The 15,246-nt window shown below is 71.6% G+C and carries 17 protein-coding genes; 7 read left to right on the forward strand and 10 right to left on the reverse strand.

The genetic code is table 11. The features are described 5' to 3' along the window. Window positions 1–28: 28 nt before the first annotated feature. Window positions 29–1,015, forward strand: coding sequence for a chlorophyllase (locus AB0J06_RS00730; protein ID WP_357423077.1), 987 nt, complete (start codon window positions 29–31; stop codon window positions 1,013–1,015). A gap of 6 nt (window positions 1,016–1,021) precedes the next feature. Here the strand turns inward: AB0J06_RS00730 and AB0J06_RS00735 are convergent, their stop codons facing one another. From AB0J06_RS00735 to AB0J06_RS00745, 3 genes are all read right to left on the reverse strand, one after another. Beyond that, entirely contained in the window at window positions 1,022–1,984 is a 963-nt protein-coding gene (locus AB0J06_RS00735) for a zinc-binding dehydrogenase (RefSeq protein WP_357423079.1), read from the reverse strand. A gap of 92 nt (window positions 1,985–2,076) precedes the next feature. Then, window positions 2,077–3,255 carry an NADP-dependent malic enzyme gene (locus AB0J06_RS00740; protein ID WP_357423081.1) on the reverse strand — a complete coding sequence of 393 codons (1,179 nt, stop codon included), beginning with the start codon at window positions 3,253–3,255 and terminating at the stop codon, window positions 2,077–2,079. A 138-nt stretch (window positions 3,256–3,393) separates the two neighbouring features. After that, entirely contained in the window at window positions 3,394–3,711 is a 318-nt protein-coding gene (locus tag AB0J06_RS00745; RefSeq protein ID WP_357423083.1) for a S24/S26 family peptidase, read from the reverse strand. A gap of 118 nt (window positions 3,712–3,829) precedes the next feature. Between AB0J06_RS00745 and sodN the strand changes: the two genes are divergently transcribed. The 3 genes from sodN to AB0J06_RS00760 are packed head-to-tail and all read left to right on the forward strand — an operon-like array spanning window position 3,830 to window position 5,194. Then, window positions 3,830–4,237, forward strand: a complete 408-nt coding sequence (gene sodN, locus AB0J06_RS00750) for a superoxide dismutase, Ni (protein ID WP_357423086.1) — start codon at window positions 3,830–3,832, stop codon at window positions 4,235–4,237. A 20-nt stretch (window positions 4,238–4,257) separates the two neighbouring features. Further along, window positions 4,258–4,755, forward strand: coding sequence for a GNAT family N-acetyltransferase (locus tag AB0J06_RS00755; RefSeq protein ID WP_357423462.1), 498 nt, complete (start codon window positions 4,258–4,260; stop codon window positions 4,753–4,755). Window positions 4,756–4,780: 25 nt separating this feature from the next. After that, entirely contained in the window at window positions 4,781–5,194 is a 414-nt protein-coding gene (locus tag AB0J06_RS00760; protein WP_357423088.1) for an anti-sigma regulatory factor, read from the forward strand. Window positions 5,195–5,232: 38 nt separating this feature from the next. Here AB0J06_RS00760 and AB0J06_RS00765 read toward each other — a convergent pair whose 3' ends face one another. Together AB0J06_RS00765 and AB0J06_RS00770 are read right to left on the reverse strand one after the other, a co-directional pair. Continuing rightward, complete coding sequence (locus AB0J06_RS00765) at window positions 5,233–5,934, reverse strand: FCD domain-containing protein (protein ID WP_357423090.1); 702 nt, start codon at window positions 5,932–5,934, stop codon at window positions 5,233–5,235. 76 nt (window positions 5,935–6,010) lie between these two features. Further along, the gene (locus tag AB0J06_RS00770) at window positions 6,011–6,400 is read right to left on the reverse strand and encodes a hypothetical protein (protein WP_357423092.1); all 390 of its coding nucleotides are present in this window, start codon (window positions 6,398–6,400) and stop codon (window positions 6,011–6,013) included. 41 nt (window positions 6,401–6,441) lie between these two features. Here AB0J06_RS00770 and AB0J06_RS00775 point away from each other — a divergent pair, with 41 nt between their 5' ends. Then, complete coding sequence (locus AB0J06_RS00775) at window positions 6,442–7,392, forward strand: diacylglycerol kinase family protein (RefSeq protein WP_357423095.1); 951 nt, start codon at window positions 6,442–6,444, stop codon at window positions 7,390–7,392. A gap of 409 nt (window positions 7,393–7,801) precedes the next feature. Further along, window positions 7,802–8,059 (forward strand): WhiB family transcriptional regulator, encoded by a 258-nt coding sequence (locus AB0J06_RS00780; RefSeq protein WP_357423097.1) that lies wholly within the window; start codon window positions 7,802–7,804, stop codon window positions 8,057–8,059. A 168-nt stretch (window positions 8,060–8,227) separates the two neighbouring features. Here AB0J06_RS00780 and AB0J06_RS00785 read toward each other — a convergent pair whose 3' ends face one another. The 4 genes from AB0J06_RS00785 to AB0J06_RS00800 all read right to left on the reverse strand — a co-directional run bounded on the left by AB0J06_RS00785 (window position 8,228) and on the right by AB0J06_RS00800 (window position 11,792). Further along, window positions 8,228–9,034, reverse strand: a complete 807-nt coding sequence (locus tag AB0J06_RS00785) for a CbiX/SirB N-terminal domain-containing protein (RefSeq protein ID WP_357423099.1) — start codon at window positions 9,032–9,034, stop codon at window positions 8,228–8,230. After that, on the reverse strand, window positions 9,031–9,792 hold the full coding sequence (locus AB0J06_RS00790; RefSeq protein WP_357423101.1) for a phosphoadenylyl-sulfate reductase: 762 nt from the start codon (window positions 9,790–9,792) through the stop codon (window positions 9,031–9,033). Before AB0J06_RS00790 ends, AB0J06_RS00785 begins: the two co-directional genes overlap by 4 nt. A gap of 79 nt (window positions 9,793–9,871) precedes the next feature. Then, a complete protein-coding gene (locus AB0J06_RS00795) occupies window positions 9,872–10,033 on the reverse strand; it encodes a hypothetical protein (protein WP_357423103.1) in 162 nt (53 codons plus the stop codon). A gap of 76 nt (window positions 10,034–10,109) precedes the next feature. Continuing rightward, window positions 10,110–11,792, reverse strand: a complete 1,683-nt coding sequence (locus tag AB0J06_RS00800; protein WP_357423105.1) for a nitrite/sulfite reductase — start codon at window positions 11,790–11,792, stop codon at window positions 10,110–10,112. A 381-nt stretch (window positions 11,793–12,173) separates the two neighbouring features. On the opposite strand from AB0J06_RS00800, the gene AB0J06_RS00805 reads away from it, so the two are divergent. After that, entirely contained in the window at window positions 12,174–13,703 is a 1,530-nt protein-coding gene (locus tag AB0J06_RS00805) for a glycosyltransferase family 39 protein (protein ID WP_357423107.1), read from the forward strand. A 25-nt stretch (window positions 13,704–13,728) separates the two neighbouring features. On the opposite strand, the gene AB0J06_RS00810 is transcribed toward AB0J06_RS00805, so the two are convergent. Then, window positions 13,729–15,243, reverse strand: coding sequence for a histidine kinase N-terminal domain-containing protein (locus AB0J06_RS00810; protein ID WP_357423109.1), 1,515 nt, complete (start codon window positions 15,241–15,243; stop codon window positions 13,729–13,731). Window positions 15,244–15,246 lie beyond the last annotated feature (3 nt).

The raw sequence follows: 15,246 nt of genomic DNA on the forward strand, positions 1-15,246 counted from the left end.
GCGCCGCGGGCGCGGCACAATCGAGCCCATGCGTCGCGCACCCCTCGCCACCCTGCTCGCCGCCGTCCTGCTGAGCGGCGGCCTGGGAGCCTGCTCAGACCGGCAGAACGAATCACGGCCGGCGGCCGCCCCGACGGTGACGTCCCCGGTCGCCGGTGCCGACCGCGCGACGCCGACACAACCGCCCGCCCGGCCCGCGCCGACGGTCAGGTCCGCCGTCGGAACCCGGCAGCTCGCTCTGCATCGGGGCGAGGACCGGCCGCTGCCGGTGACCGTCTGGTATCCGGCGCGTGGCACCGCCGGCGGCGCTCCCCGGCCGGATGCGGGCGTCGCGGCGGGCCGTTTTCCGGTCGTTCTCTTCAGCCACGGTCTCTCCGGCCGCCCCCAGGATTACGCGCCGCTGCTCGCCACCTGGGCCGCCGCCGGGTTCGTCGTCGCCGCTCCGGCGTACCCGCACACCAGCCGGGACGTTCCCCGGTTCGACGTGTTCGACGTGATCAACCAACCCGCCGACGCGTCGCAGGTGCTCACCGCGCTCCTCGCCCTCGACGGCAGGGCGGGCGATCCCCTCCGTGGTCATCTCGACGTCGGGCGGGTCGCCGCCGCCGGCCACTCGGCCGGCGGGATCACCACCGTCGGCCTCTTCACCGCCGGGCGGGATCCGCGGCTGGTCGCCGGCATCGTGCTCGCCGGCAGCGCCCTCGGCGTCGGTACGGCCTTCAGCGGCACCAGCGCTCCGCAGCTCTTCGTCCACGGTCGCCTCGACGACATCGTGTCGTACGCCGCGGGCAAGGCGGCGTACGACAAGGTTCCGTGGCCCAAGGCGATGCTCAGCCTGCCGGAGGGCGACCACGGCGGATCCCTGCTCCGCTCCGGAGACCGCGCCTTCACCGTCGTGGCTGACACGACGGTCGAATTTCTGCGCTGGACCCTCTACGGCGACCCGGCCGCGAAACGGCGTCTTCCCGGCGAGGCCACCCGGGACGGCCTCGCCGTGCTCGACAACCGGCTGTAGGGCGCGTCAGCGGGTGTGGTCGACGACCACCTTGCCGAAGACGTCCCCGGAGTGCAGCCGGGCGAACGCCTGGTCGACCGCGGAGAAGCCGTGGACGCTGTCGACGACGGGCCGGATGTCCTGTTCGGCGCAGAGCTGCAGCAGAGCGGCGAGCTCGACGGGGGTGCCCATCGACGTGCCGACGATCTCCAGCTGCATGGCGAAGACGCGGCGCAGGTTGACCTTCGGCTCGTGGCCGGCGGTGGCGCCGGAGACGACGATCCGGGCGCCCGGCGCGGACGACTTCAGCGAGTGGTCGAAGGTGGCGGCACCGACGGTCTCGATCACCACGTCGACCCGTTCCGGCAGCCGGACGCCGGGCTCCAGCGCGGTCGCGCCCAGCTCGGCGATCCGCTCACGCTTGGCGGCGTCGCGGCTGGTGGCGTAGACGCGCTTGCCGAGTGCGACGGCGAGCACCACCGCGGCGGTGGCCACCCCGCCGCCCGCGCCCTGGACGAGCACGCTCTCGCCCTCGTGGACCCGGCCCTTCGTCGTGAGCATCCGGTAGGCGGTCAGCCAGGCGGTGGGCAGGCAGGCGGCGTCCGTGAACGACAGCTCGGCCGGCTTCGGCAGCAGGTTGCCGCGCGGCACGGCGACGCGTTCGGCGAGCGTGCCCTGGTAGTGCTCGGAGAGGATCGAGGCGCCGCGCGGGTCGTCGTGGTCGAGCACGATCGGGTAGACCACGACCTCGTTGCCCGCGGGGTCGACGCCCGCCGCGTCGCAGCCGAGGATCATCGGCAGCTGCTGCTGGGTGAGACCGACGCCCCGCAGCGACCACAGATCGTGGTGGTTGAGCGAGCTGGCCCGCACGTCGACGGTCACCCAGTCGCTGTCGGGCCGCTCCGGCTCCGGTCGGTCACCGACGGTCAGCGCGGCGAGCGGGTTGTCATCGTTGAACGCGGAGGCGAAGGCAGCACGCATGATCCGCACGCTAGCAGTCCGCGGCCGGACTGGCCCGGTGGAAAAATTCACGTCCGCGGGCTGCCCGATGGCGCCGGGCAGCCCGCGGAAGCGATCGAACGTCAGGCTCGCGCCACACCGTCGCGACGCGCGGCTTCGGCGACCGCGGCGGACACCGCGGGCGCCACCCGCGGGTCGAGCGGGGACGGCACGATGGCGTCGGCCTGCAGCGCGTCGGCGACGACGCCGGCGATCGCGTCGGCCGCCGCCACCTTCATCCCCTCGGTGATCCGGGTCGCCCGTGCGTCGAGCGCACCCCGGAAGACACCGGGAAACGCCAGCACGTTGTTGATCTGGTTGGGGAAGTCGCTGCGCCCGGTGGCCACGACCGCGGCGTGCCGGACGGCCACGTCCGGATGCACCTCGGGGGTCGGGTTGGCCAGCGCGAACACGATGCCGCCCGGCGCCATGCCGGCGACCGCCGCCTCGCTTATCGAGCCGCCGGAGACCCCGATGAGCACGTCGGCGCCGACCAGCGCGGCCTCGATCCCACCCGTACGGCCGGCCGCGTTGGTGACCGACGCCAGCTCGGCCTTGGTCGGGGTCAGGTCGGCGCGGTCCCGGTGGATCACGCCGCGGGAGTCGCAGACCAATGTCTCGCCGGGGTTGACGCCACCGGCGATCAGCATCTTGGTGACCGCGATGCCGGCCGCGCCCGCCCCGCTGACCACCACGCGCAGGTCGGCGAGCTTGCGGTCGAGCAGCGTCGCGGCGTTGCGCAGCGCGGCGAGCACCACGATCGCGGTGCCGTGCTGGTCGTCGTGGAAGACCGGGATGGGGAGCGCCTCGTCGAGCCGCCGCTCGATCTCGAAGCAGCGGGGGGCGCTGATGTCCTCCAGGTTGATGCCACCGAACGAGGGCGCCAACGCGGTCACCACGGAGATGATCTCGTCCACGTCCTGGGTGTCCAGGCAGATCGGGACCGCGTCGACGCCGCCGAACTGCTTGAACAGGACGGCCTTGCCCTCCATGACCGGCATTGCGCCGCGCGGCCCGATGTTGCCCAGGCCGAGCACGGCCGAACCATCGGTGACCACGGCCACCGTGTGCGACACCCAGGTGTAGTCGTCTACCAGCGCCGGGTCGGCCGCGATCGCTTCGCAGACCCGGGCTACGCCCGGCGTGTAGGCGAGGGAGAGATCCTCGCGACTGGTCAGCGGGACGGTCGAGGCAATCGCCATCTTGCCGCCACGGTGCAGTGCGAAGACCGGATCAGAGGGATCCACAGTAGACGATGACATGGTGACTCCAGGGACATCGAGCAGTGATGGCCCGCCAGCGGGTCGCATGGTGAGCGACGGTCGGCGGTGCGGCACGGGGGTCACCCGGGTACGACGCCCGAGCATAGTGTCAGTGCGTAAGGGCGCCGGTGAGCAGGGTCATACCGGACGGTAACCGATGCGTTGCGGGCGCGGCCAGTAGCGGACCAGGACCCGCCCGACCACGTCCGCCACCCCGTACGCCCGGGAGTCGTCGGTGACCAGGTCATTGTCGCCGCGTACCCACCAACCGCCGTCCTGCGCGCGGACCGCGCGTTTCACCACCAGCAACTCCGGGCGCGACCGGAAGGACGCCACCACGACGTCGCCGGGCCGCACCGGGCGGCCACCGCGTCGCACCAGCAACGCGTCCCCGTGACGCAGCGTCGGCGCCATGGACGGGCCGCGGACGAGTACGGCAAACACCGGTCGCGGCACTTTCCCACCTCCCCCGGGCCAGACACACCGATCCGCGATAAGGTCGACAGGGAGGATCATTCCACCCTTGAGCGTCGGCACCTGTCGCCGGCGAGATCGCAACCCATGGAGGGTCCTGATGCGACTTCCCAGCATGTTTACTCCCCGCACCGTTGTCAGCGCCCACTGCGACCTGCCCTGTGGGGTCTACGACCCGGCGCAGGCTCGGATCGAGGCCGAGTCGGTCAAGGCGATCTGCGAGAAGTACCAGGCCAACACCGACCCAGAGTTCCGGACGCGCGCTCTGATCATCAAGGAGCAGCGCGCCGAGTTGGTCAAGCACCACCTCTGGGTGCTCTGGACCGACTACTTCAAGCCGCCGCACTTCGAGAAGTACCCCCACCTGCACCAACTCTTCAACGAGGCGACCAAGATCGCCGGCGGTGGCGGCGGCGCCAAGGCGTCGACCGACCCGGCCAAGGCCGACGAGCTGCTGCAGAAGATCGACGAGATCTCGAAGATCTTCTGGGAGACCAAGCAGGCGTGAGCCTTCCGCAAACCGCACCGATGATTCGGCCGGCGCGTCCCTCGGACGTGCCGGCCATCGTCGCGATGGTGCACGAGCTTGCCGAATACGAGCGGGCGCCCGAGCAGTGCCACCTCACCGAGGAGCAGTTGCGGGCCGCCCTCTTCGGCGCGCAGCCGGCGCTCTTCGGCCATGTCGGGGTGGACGCCGACGACGAGCCGCTGGGCTTCGCCCTGTGGTTCCTCAACTTCTCCACGTGGGAAGGCGTCCACGGCATCTACCTGGAAGACCTCTACGTACGCCCGGCGGCGCGCGGCACCGGGCTGGGGCGGCTGCTCCTCTCCACCCTGGCCGAGATCTGCGTCGAGCGCGGCTACCCGAGGCTCGAATGGTGGGTCCTGCACTGGAATCCCGCCCGCGACTTCTACCATGCGATCGGGGCGACAGCCATGGACGAGTGGGTCCCCTACCGACTGACCGGGCCCGCCCTGCACGACCTGGCGCTGCGCCGCTCCGCGCAGCCCGCCGCCGACCGGTAGAGTCGCCGAACGGGGGGTGGCACCGGTGAGCCAGCTGACAGCGCAGCCGCAACCGACGGTCGAGGACGACGTCGTGCTCCTCACCGTGCCCGCGGACGGTGGCTACCTCAGCGTCCTGCGCACGGCGACCGCGGGCCTGGCGGCCCGCCTGCACTTCGCGCTCGACGAGATCGAGGACCTCCGCATCGCCGTTGACGAGGCGTGCGCGATGCTCCTCGCCATCACCACGCGCGGCGCCGAACTCGAGTGCCGGTTCGCGGTCACCAATGCCGAGCTCACGGTCGAGGTGACCGTGCCGACCGTGTCGGGCGCGCGGCTCCCCGCCGAATCCTCGTTCGCCTGGAAGGTGCTGACCGCGTTGACCACCGCCGCGTCCGCGACGGCGACCGGCGACCGCGCTACCATTCGGCTGCTCACCCGGCGCGCCACGGCCGGCTGAGGACTCGGCCCGCCGCGCCCGCCGGCATCACCTGCGGATCAGAGCGCGGCGTGCGTCTCGCCGATGAAATCCACGTGCACCCGCGCGGCCCGGGCCGCGCCGGCGCTGTCCCGCGCCGCCACACACCGCAGCATCTCCCGGTGCTCGGCGTCGACCCGCTGCCAGAACCGCGCCGGCGCGACCGCGCCGAGCTCCCACTCGTTCGACAGCTGGTACAGCGGTCGGGTCAGCAGCTCGTAGAGCGGATTGCTGGTCGCCACCGCGAGCGCCCGATGGAAGGCGCGCTGCGCCTCGAGCATCGTCTCCACCGAATCGCTCGCCGGGTCGAAGAGCGCGTCGCCCAACTGCTTGAGGTCGTGCTCGGTACGGCGGGCCGCGGCGAGAGCGACCGCCGGCCCTTCCAGCATCGCCCACACCTCCACGATCTCCGACATGTCCACGGTCGCGGTCGAGAGGAGCAGGCTCATGCCGGTCGTCAGCGAGTCGGAGAGCTTGTCGGCGCTCGGTTGCGCCACGAAGCTGCCGCCGGTCACTCCCCGGGTGGTGATGATGAGGTGCTGGCTGGCCAGCAGTCGAAGCGCTTCCCGTACCGTGCTGCGGCTGACGCCCGACTGGGCGCAGAGCTGCGGCTCGGTCGGCAACCGCTCGCCCGGTCTGAGACGACCGGAGGTGATCTGAGCGCGGATCTCGTCAGCGAGGACCTGATAGGCCGGCGGGCGCACCGCCTGCTGGACAGTCACGCGTCACAGCCTAGGCCGGCCGACGCACGAAGCACACCAGGCGCCCGGCGCGGCGCAACGCCTGTCGCAGACGCGCTCAGCCGAGTCCGAGCGCCCTGGTGGCCTGCGGACTGACCAGCATTGCGCAGACCGCCAGGCCAAGCACGATGAGAGGGGCGCCGAGCCAGGCCAGGCCGCCCACGATCATGTAGTAGCCGACGGGGAGCAGCATCAACTGCAGCACGATCGCCGGCGCGCGGGCCCCGGCCCGACGCCGCCCTAGCGCGCGGGCAAGCAGTGCGAGAACGACGGCGCCGCCGACGGCGAATCCGGTGACGAAGAGCGCCGACACGACATCGTGCGCCCGGGCGGTGAGGTCCTCGTACACCAGGAAGGCCGCGACCACTCCCAGAGCCGCCGCCTCCGCGGTGAGCAGCCAGATCGCCCAGCGCAGCGGGGCGGGCGGAACGTCGGCGTCGATGGTCACGGGCGACAACGATACCTGCGGCCGCGGAGTACAGTGCCGCCATGCGGGCCCTCCTGGTGGTCAACCCCAAAGCCACCACCACCAGCGAACGTAGCCGCGACGTCCTGGTCCGGGCGCTGCGCAGCGAGGTCGATCTGACGGTGGAGTACACCCGGCGGCGCGGGCACGCGGTGTCGCTGGCCCGCGAAGCCGCGGAGGCGGGTATCGACCTCGTGGTCACGCTGGGCGGCGACGGCACGGTCAACGAGGCGGTCAATGGCCTGATGACGTCCGTGCCGCCCACCGTCGACCTGGCGCAGCCGCCGGCCGAACGACTGCCGGCACTGGCGGTGGTGCCCGGCGGCTCCACCAACGTCTTCGCGCGCGCGCTCGGCCTGCCGCGGGAGTGGGCCGAGGGAACGAGCATGATCCTCGAGGGTCTGCGGGTCGGCCGGTTCCGCACGATCGGCCTGGGGCGCGCGGATGAGCGGTACTTCACGTTCTGTGCGGGGTTCGGCCTGGACGCCGCGGTGATCCGCGAGGTGGAGCGCGCCCGGCTCCGGGGCCGCGTCTCCACGCCGGCCCTCTATCTCCGCTCGGCGGTCAGCCACTACTTCGTCGGCATGAACCGGCGACATCCGGCGATCAGGTTGGAGCGGCCGGACGAACCCGACGAGGTCGAGTTGGCGACGGTGATCATCCAGAACACCGCCCCGTGGACCTATCTCGGGAGTCGGCCGGTCAACCCCAATCCCGACGCGTCCTTCGATCTCGGGCTCGATGTGATGGGGCTGCGACAGCTCCATGTGCCGAGCACCACCCGCACCGTGACGCAGATCCTTTCCGGCAGTCCCAACCCGCGTGGACGGCAGGTGCTGCGGCTCCATGATGTAGCGGAGTTCACGCTGGTGGCGTCCCGCCCGCAAGCGTTTCAGCTCGATGGTGACTACCTTGGTGAGCGGCAGAAGGTCCGGTTCACTTCCGTGTCCCACGCGTTGCGGGTCATCTGCTGACGCGCAAGACTGCGTAGAGTGACCAGCCACTCGGGGGACACATGCCGGAAAAGGCAGCAATGTCGGCGGGACCGTACTACATTGATTCTTGACTGTCGTACACAGGGTGCCAGCGAGCGCTAGAAAACAGACAAATAGGTCGTGAGCTTGCTCACGGAGCGAATTTTTTCCCAGCACCACTCTTGACATCGGGTGAGTTCGTGAAAGTATTCACAAGCGAACCGAGTAACCGGCATGCTGCCTGGACAGTTCTTTAGTAAAGGGCTCCAGACAGTTTTCCACTGGCTTCACCAGCCTGCTCACGCGCTGCCTACGCGACAGATGCACACCGTCGCGACTGGCGTCGCGGACGCATATAGAAGTTCGAAGCATTCACTGCCACCGATCCAGAATGAGGAGTGTTGCCGCCATGGACTGGCGCCACGATGCTGCCTGCCGCGACGAGGACCCGGAGCTGTTCTTCCCGATCGGGACCTCCGGCCCCGCGCTCCTGCAGGTCGAGCAGGCCAAGAATGTCTGCCGGCGCTGCTCCGTGACCGACGGGTGCCTGCAGTGGGCACTGGAGTCTGGTCAGGACGCCGGCGTCTGGGGCGGGATGAGCGAAGAGGAGCGGCGCGCCGTCAAGCGCCGCGGCGGCCTGCGGGTCCTGCGCGCTCACTCTGCCTGACGATTCACACACGCACGGAACGCCCTGGGGTTTCTCCAGGGCGTTTCTGCGTTCCCGGACCGGAAGAATGACGCGTCGATCACCGAATTCGTTCACCCGATCGGTGATCACTCTCTGTGTCCGAGCCGGTGACCGGCACGGGGCGCGTCAGGGGTCCGCCGGGGCGCGTCAGGCGGCCCGGGACACGGTCACCCAGGGTTCCGTCGCCGCCACCCGCGCGAGCACCAGTTCGGCGATTTCCGGCGCCCCCTCCAGCGGATCCGCGACGGCGACCGCGCCCGCCGCGCGGGCCGAGGCCGCGGCGGCCTCGTAGAGCAGCCCGGGCGCCAGGAAGTAGGTCGCCATGCCGACCCGCCGGGCACCGCGCCTCCGCAACTCAGCGACCGCCTCACCGGCGGTCGGCGGGGCCGCGGATGCGTACGCGACCCGGCAGGGCAGCCCGAGCGACGCGCCGAGCGCCGCCGCAGCGTGTTCGACCGTACGGCGGGCAGCCGGATCCCGCGTCCCCGCCGCCGCCAGCACCACCGCGTCGAACCCCGCCCCCGCCGCGCACAACCGCCGGCGCAGCCCGGCCAGGAGCAGCGCGTCAACCTCGCCGCCGACCCGCGGCCCCAGGACGTCACTGACCACGACCGGCATCCGCAGCCCGTCCGCCCGCGCGGCGGCGACCGCGCCCGGAATGTCGACCCGGCCGTGAAACGCCTCGGTCAGCAGCAGCGGCACCAGCGTCGCCCGCTGGTGACCGGCCGACTCGAGGGCTCCGAGCACCTGGGCGGGACGGGGCAGGGTGTGGTCCAGGTACGAGGCACGGACCTCCACGCCGGGGCGCGCCGCGGCGACCGCCCGGACCAGGGCACGGGTCGCGGCGGCGGCTCGGGGATCCCGGCTGCCATGCGCGACGAGCACGATCGGGGTACGCGCCCGCGCCGCCTCGCCGAGCGGCGAGCCGGCGCGGACACCGTCCCTGTCACTCATACGTGCAGGCCACACTCGGTCTTCTCGAACATCGCCCAACGGCCGGCCCGGGCGTCCTCACCGGCCTTCGTGCGGCGGGTGCACGGCCAGCAGCCGATCGAGGTGTAGCCCTGCTTGAACAGCTCGTTGACCGGCACGTTCCAGCGGGAGATGTAGGCGTCGACGTCGGCCTGGGTCCAGGCCGCGATCGGATTGACCTTCACCTTGCCGCGCCGGGCGTCGAACTGCACCACGGGCGTGTTGGCCCGCGTCGGCGACTCGTCGCGGCGCAGGCCCGCGGCCCACGCGTCGTAGTCGCCGAGGGCCCGCTCCAACGGCTCGACCTTACGCAGCGCGCAGCACTCGTCGGGCGCCTTGTTGAACAGCCGCGGGCCGTACTCGCCGTCCTGCTGCCCGACGGTGAGCCGCGGCCGGATCGACCGGACGTTGACCGTCAGCGTGCGCGCGACCGTGTCGCGGACCCTCAGCGTCTCCGGGAAGTGCAGGCCGGTGTCGAGGAAGACGACGTCGACGCCGGGCGCCACCCGCGACACGATGTGGGCGAGGACGGCATCCGCCATCGAACTGGTCACGCAGAAGCGGTCGCCGAACGTCTGCGCACCCCATCGCGCGATCTCCTCGGCCGGGGCGCCCTCCAGCTCACGCCCGGCCTCGTCGGCCAGCGCCTTGAGCTCCTGCGGGTCACGCCGCGCGGGATCGGTGGCTGCCGGTCCGCCGAGGGTCACCAGGCCCAGGTTGACGGCCGAGACGGGACTCATCCGTGCCTCCCCACGTTCGCGACTGCCCATGCCTCAGCGGCCGGAAGCGGCGGGACTGCCGCAAGCTCACTCCTCGCGCTCACCGACCCACCGCCCGGTTGAGCAGGCCGGTGAACTTCACGACGAAGACCCGGGCGCACGCGTGGCACTCCCAGGCGCCGTGCGACTCCTCGTTCGGCCGCAGGTCTTCCTCCCCGCAGTAGGGGCAGTACAGAGGAGCCGCTCGGTTCTCGCTGCTCATGACGCCCCCTCGCTCCGCTCGCGGCCGCCATGAGGCGCTAAGGCGCTGAGCCTGCCGATTCGCTCGCTACGCTCGCTCATCGCAGTTCCTCCTCGTCGACTCTGATGACCCACTGGGCGAACGTCTCGCCCTCCGTGCGCCCGGCCAGGTAGTGGCGGGCCACCCGTTCCACGTAGTCGGGAAGCTCTTGCGCAGTGGTCTTGAGGCCGCGCACCTTGCGGCCGAAGCCGGCGGTCTGCCCTTGGGCCATGCCGAGCCCGCCGCCGAGGTGCACCTGGAAGCCCTCGACCTGGCGGCCGTCCGGTCCGACCACGAGCTGACCCTTCAGGCCGATGTCGGCGACCTGGGTGCGGGCACAGGCGTTGGGGCAGCCGTTGATGTGGATGGAGAGGTCGGCGTCGAAGTCGCGCAGTCGCTCCTCCAGCCGGGCGACCAGCTCCTCGCCGCGCTTCTTCGTCTCGACGATGGCGAGCTTGCAGTATTCGATGCCGGTGCAGGCCATCGTCGACCGCCGCCAGGTCGAGGGCCGGGCCTCCAGGCCGATGCCGCGAAGGGCGGTGACCAGCGACTCGACCCGGTCGCCGGCGACGTCGAGGACGAGCAGTTTCTGGTAGGGCGTGAGGCTGATCCGGTTGCTGCCGTGCGCGGCGACGGTGTCGGCGAGCTGAGCGAGCTGCGTGCCCGAGACCCGCCCGACGACCGGCGCGGCCCCGACGTAGAACCGCCCGTCGCGCTGCTCGTGCACGCCGATGTGGTCGACCGGCTTCTCCGGCAGCTGCGGCGCGGGACCGTCGAGGAGCGCCCGGCCCAGGTAGTCCTTCTCCAGGACCTCGCGGAACCTCTCCACGCCCCAGTCCGCCAGCAGGAACTTCAGCCGCGCGCGGTGCCGCAGCCGGCGGTAGCCGTAGTCGCGGAAGATGCCGACGACGCCCGCCCAGACGTCGGGGATCTCCTGGAGCGGCACCCAGACGCCGAGCCGCTTGGCGAGCATCGGGTTGGTGGAGAGGCCGCCGCCGACCCACAGGTCGAAGCCCGGTCCGTGATCGGGGTGGTCCACCCCGAGGAACGAGATGTCGTTCACCTCGTACGGGGTGTCGGCGAGCCAGGAGACCGAGGTCTTGAACTTGCGGGGCAGGTTGGAGAACTCCTTGTTCCCCACATAGCGGTTGATGATCTCGTCGATCGCCGGCGTCGGATCGAGCTTCTCGTCGGCGGCGATGCCGGCGACCGGACTGCCGAGCACGACCCGGGGGCAGTCGCCGCACGCCTCGGTGGTCTGCAGCCCGACCGCCTCGAGCTGCCGCCAGATCTCGGGCATGTCCTCGACCCGAACCCAGTGAAGTTGGATGTTCTGCCGGTCGGTGATGTCGGCGGTGTCGCGGGCGTAGCGGCGGGAGATCTCGGCGATCGTGCGCAACTGCTCGAGGCTGAGCTGGCCGCCGTCGACCCGGACGCGGAGCATGAAGTATTCGTCTTCGAGCTCGTGTGGCTCGAGCACGGCCGTGCGTCCGCCGTCGATGCCCGCCTTGCGCTGGGTGTAGAGGCCCCACCAGCGGAACCGACCCCGCAGGTCGGCGGGGTCGATCGAGGCGAAGCCGCCCTTGGCGTAGATGTTCTCGATGCGCGCCCGGACGTTGAGCGGATCGTCGTCCTTCTTGTTGCGCTCGTTCGGGTTGAGCGGCTCACGGTGCCCGAGCGCCCATTGCCCTTCACCTCGGCGACGACGTACCGGTGTGGCCGGCGTGCTGTTGACCGCCATGTCGGCGTCCTCCGTATGTCTGCTGGGTGCGGCGGGGGCGACGCGCGAGCGCTACGGCCACCCCGGATACGGGGCCAGCGACGACTGTGTCAAGGAAGGCCGGCGCGCTGCGCGCCCGGAACGAGAAGCTCGGCGGGCGGCCGTCAGCAGGCCGGACAGATCGCGCTGCGGACGCGGCCGTAGTCGACGTGGCGGCGAACCACGAAGCGGCGGTCAACGGCAGCGGTCATGAACAGCATGTTGCCATACCGTCGCAGGAGCGGCCAGCGATGCGTGAATGACGTCCCATCAGGCGGTCTGTGTGTGGTGTGCTTCACGTGGCGACGTCGCGCCGGCGGGACAGGTCCCACAACGCCGCGACCTCGGGGACGAGTACCTGCCATGACATTGAAATCGACCATCAATCTGCGTCGACGCGCGGTGCGGACGGTGCCCGCCGCGGCCACCCCGACGCGCCCGCCGACTCCCCGGCGGTCGACCGCTGCCCACCTCGCGCGCCGACTCGGCCGGACGGTGTGGCTCTGGCCGGCGCTGCTGACCCTCCTGGTCACCGCGTTCCGGGCGGACGACGCCGAGCTGTGGCGGGACGAGTTGGCGACGTGGAGTGCGGCGAGCCGCCCCGCCGACGAACTGCTGCGGCTGGTCGGAAACATCGACGCCGTCTCCGCGCCGTACTACCTCTTCATGCACGGGTGGACCGCACTCTTCGGTGACTCGATCGTCGCCCTTCGGGCGCCCGGGATCCTGTGCATGACCGCGGCCGCGGCCCTCACCGCCCGGCTCGGCGCGCGGCTCTTCGGCAACCGCGTCGCACTGATCGCGGGGCTGCTCTTCGCGGTGCTCCCGACCACCTCCCGGTACGCGCAGGAGGCCCGGTCGTACGCCTTCGCGACGCTGCTCGCCGTGGTCGCCACGCTGCTGCTCGTCCGCGCCCTCGACCGGCCGTCGTGGCGGCGGTGGCTGGGTTACGGGGCGGCGGTCACCGCGCTGGGCCTCGCCCACCTGGTCGCGGTCACCCTCGTCGCCGGTCACGCGGTGGCCGTGCTGCTCGTGTGGCGGCGAAACGCGGACCGGCGGGTGCTGCGCTGGGTGCCCGCCGTGACCACGGCCGGTCTGGCGCTGACGCCGCTGCTGGTGCTCGGTGTGACGCAGCAGGGGCAGCAGTTGGAATGGGTGTCGCGGTCGCGGCTCTCGGCCCTGCCGGACCTGCCCGGCGGCATCTTCCAGTCCGCGGCGGTCGGCGGCATGGTGCTGGGACTGGCCGCGCTCGGCTGGGCCCTGCGGAACCGCTGGGCGCACCTGCTGGGGATGTCGGCTCTGCTCCCCACGGCGCTGCTCTTCCTCGCCGGAATGGCGATGCAGATCTTCGTGCCGCGCTATCTGGTCTTCACCGTGCCGATGATCTGTCTGTTGGCCGCCGCCGCGCTCGCCACCATCCAACTCCGGGCAGCCATGCTGATCGTGCTCGCGGTCTGCGTGTTCGGCGCCCCGGCCCAGGCCGGACTCCGACGCACGCACGAGTGGCCGCGGTCGGCGCCGCGCGAGTATTCGGCGGCGGCGCGCATCATCGGCGCCCACCAGCGGCCGGGCGACACCATCGTCTACGGGTCCCGCACCGGCTGGGCCTTCCTCGACACCGCTGTCGCCTACCACCTCGGCGACGACCGCCCGCGCGACGTGCTCGCCACGCGGAGCCAGACGCAGCGGGCCAGCCTCTGGGCCAGCGAGTGCGCCGAGCCGGCGCGCTGTCTGGCCGGGGCCGACCGGGTCTGGGTGTTGACCGTGGGAGACAGGAGGGACCCACTGCAGGGGATGGCGCGGCCCAAGCTCACCGCCCTGCGGGACGCGTTCACCGTGGACCGGGTCTGGCCCGTGCCGGGCCTCACCGTGGCCCTGCTGACCCGCCGCTAGCTTTCCCGACGCCGCGGCGCCGGACTCACCGCTTGCCGAGCGGCACGACGAGCACCGCTTCGGTGCCCCCCTCGGCCCGGTTGCGCAGCTCGATCGTGCCCCGCAGCTCACCGGTGGCCAGCGCGCGGACGATCTGCAACCCGAGCCGTCCGTTGCTCTCCGCGTCGAACTCCGGCGGCAGCCCCTGCCCGTTGTCGGCGACCGTGACGTGCAGTTGCTTGCGGAAGCGGTGCACCGAGACGACGACCTCGGCCGGCGCACCCGCACCGTCCGGTTCACCGGGGGATGGGAAGCCGTGCTCGACCGCGTTGAGCAGGAGCTCATTGAGGACCATCACCAGCGAAGTCGCTATCTCGGCCGGCAGTACCCCGAACGTCCCCTGCCGGCGCACCGTCACGGTCGACTCGGTGGTCGCCACCTCCATGGCGGCGGTCGCGACGCGATCCACGATTCCGTCGAACTCCACCGCCTCGTCGCTGGACATCGAGAGGGTCTCGTGCACCAACGCGATCGAGGCGACCCGGCGTACGGACTCCTCGAGCGCGGCCTTCGCCGCGGGCTGGCCGACCCGGCGGGCCTGCAGGCGCAGCAGCGCGGCAACGGTCTGCAGGTTGTTCTTGACCCGGTGGTGGATCTCCCGGATGGTGGCGTCCTTGGTGATCAGGGCCCGGTCCCGACGGCGTACCTCGGTGATGTCGCGGACCAGGACCAGCGCGCCGATGGGCACGCCGGCGGGCATCAGCGGCAGCGCCCTGGCCAGCATGATCGCGCCGCGGGCCTCGACCTCCTTGCGGGCCGGCGCCTCACCGCGCAGCGCGGCGAGCACCCGGTTGGCTGCGTCGGTGCCTTCGAGCGGGTCGTCGGCGAGCCGCCGGGTCAGCTCCGGGAGGTCCTCGCCGACCAGGTGCGAGGCGAAGCCGAGCCGGCGGAACGCCGACTGGGCGTTGGGACTCGCGTACGTGACCTTGCCGCCGGCGTCGAGCCGCACCAGGCCGTCGCCGACGCGGGGCGCGGAGGTGGTCTCGCCGGGGTGGCGCGGTGGCGGGAACGTGCCGTCGGCGACCATCTGGGCCAGGTCGTCGGCGGTGGTGAGGTAGTTGAGTTCGAGCTGGCTGGGGGTGCGCGCGGTGGAGAGGTTGGTGTCGCGCCCGACGACCGCGATCACCGCGCCGGACTCCCCGTCGGCGGCGCGCAGCCGCACCGGGATCGCCTCGTGCCGGGCGGGGGTGTCGCCGTACCAGACGGGGTCGCCCTCCCGCCAGATCCGCCCCTGGCTGTAGGCGATCGTCAGGTGGCCGACCTCGGGCCCGCCGACGATCCGGCCGACCTGGTCGTCCTGATAGGCGGTCGGCGCGGTCGTCGGCCGTACCTGGGCCACGCAGAGGAACGACTCCTCCCCCTCCACGGGCACCCAGAGCAGCAGGTCGGCGAAGGAGAGGTCGGAGAGAAGTTGCCAGTCACCGGCGAGCCGGTGCAGGTGGTCGATGTCGACCGGCCCGAGGCCGGTGTGCTCCTCGACGAGATCGCGCAGCGTGGACACAGC

It is taken from the genome of Micromonospora sp. NPDC049679, from assembly GCF_040659735.1.
Lineage (GTDB): Bacteria > Actinomycetota > Actinomycetes > Mycobacteriales > Micromonosporaceae > Micromonospora_I.

Bases quoted from the DNA above. Each gene is read 5' to 3' on its own strand.
- AB0J06_RS00780 (WP_357423097.1), top strand. From the start codon at position 7,802: ATGGACTGGCGCCACGATGCTGCCTGCCGCGACGAGGACCCGGAGCTG.
- AB0J06_RS00755 (WP_357423462.1), top strand. From the start codon at position 4,258: ATGATTCGGCCGGCGCGTCCCTCGGACGTGCCGGCCATCGTCGCGATG.
- AB0J06_RS00785 (WP_357423099.1), bottom strand. From the start codon at position 9,034: ATGAGTGACAGGGACGGTGTCCGCGCCGGCTCGCCGCTCGGCGAGGCG.
- AB0J06_RS00730 (WP_357423077.1), top strand. From the start codon at position 29: ATGCGTCGCGCACCCCTCGCCACCCTGCTCGCCGCCGTCCTGCTGAGC.
- AB0J06_RS00790 (WP_357423101.1), bottom strand. From the start codon at position 9,792: ATGAGTCCCGTCTCGGCCGTCAACCTGGGCCTGGTGACCCTCGGCGGA.
- AB0J06_RS00740 (WP_357423081.1), bottom strand. From the start codon at position 3,255: ATGTCATCGTCTACTGTGGATCCCTCTGATCCGGTCTTCGCACTGCAC.
- AB0J06_RS00775 (WP_357423095.1), top strand. From the start codon at position 6,442: ATGCGGGCCCTCCTGGTGGTCAACCCCAAAGCCACCACCACCAGCGAA.
- AB0J06_RS00805 (WP_357423107.1), top strand. From the start codon at position 12,174: ATGACATTGAAATCGACCATCAATCTGCGTCGACGCGCGGTGCGGACG.
- AB0J06_RS00795 (WP_357423103.1), bottom strand. From the start codon at position 10,033: ATGAGCAGCGAGAACCGAGCGGCTCCTCTGTACTGCCCCTACTGCGGG.
- sodN (WP_357423086.1), top strand. From the start codon at position 3,830: ATGCGACTTCCCAGCATGTTTACTCCCCGCACCGTTGTCAGCGCCCAC.
- AB0J06_RS00800 (WP_357423105.1), bottom strand. From the start codon at position 11,792: ATGGCGGTCAACAGCACGCCGGCCACACCGGTACGTCGTCGCCGAGGT.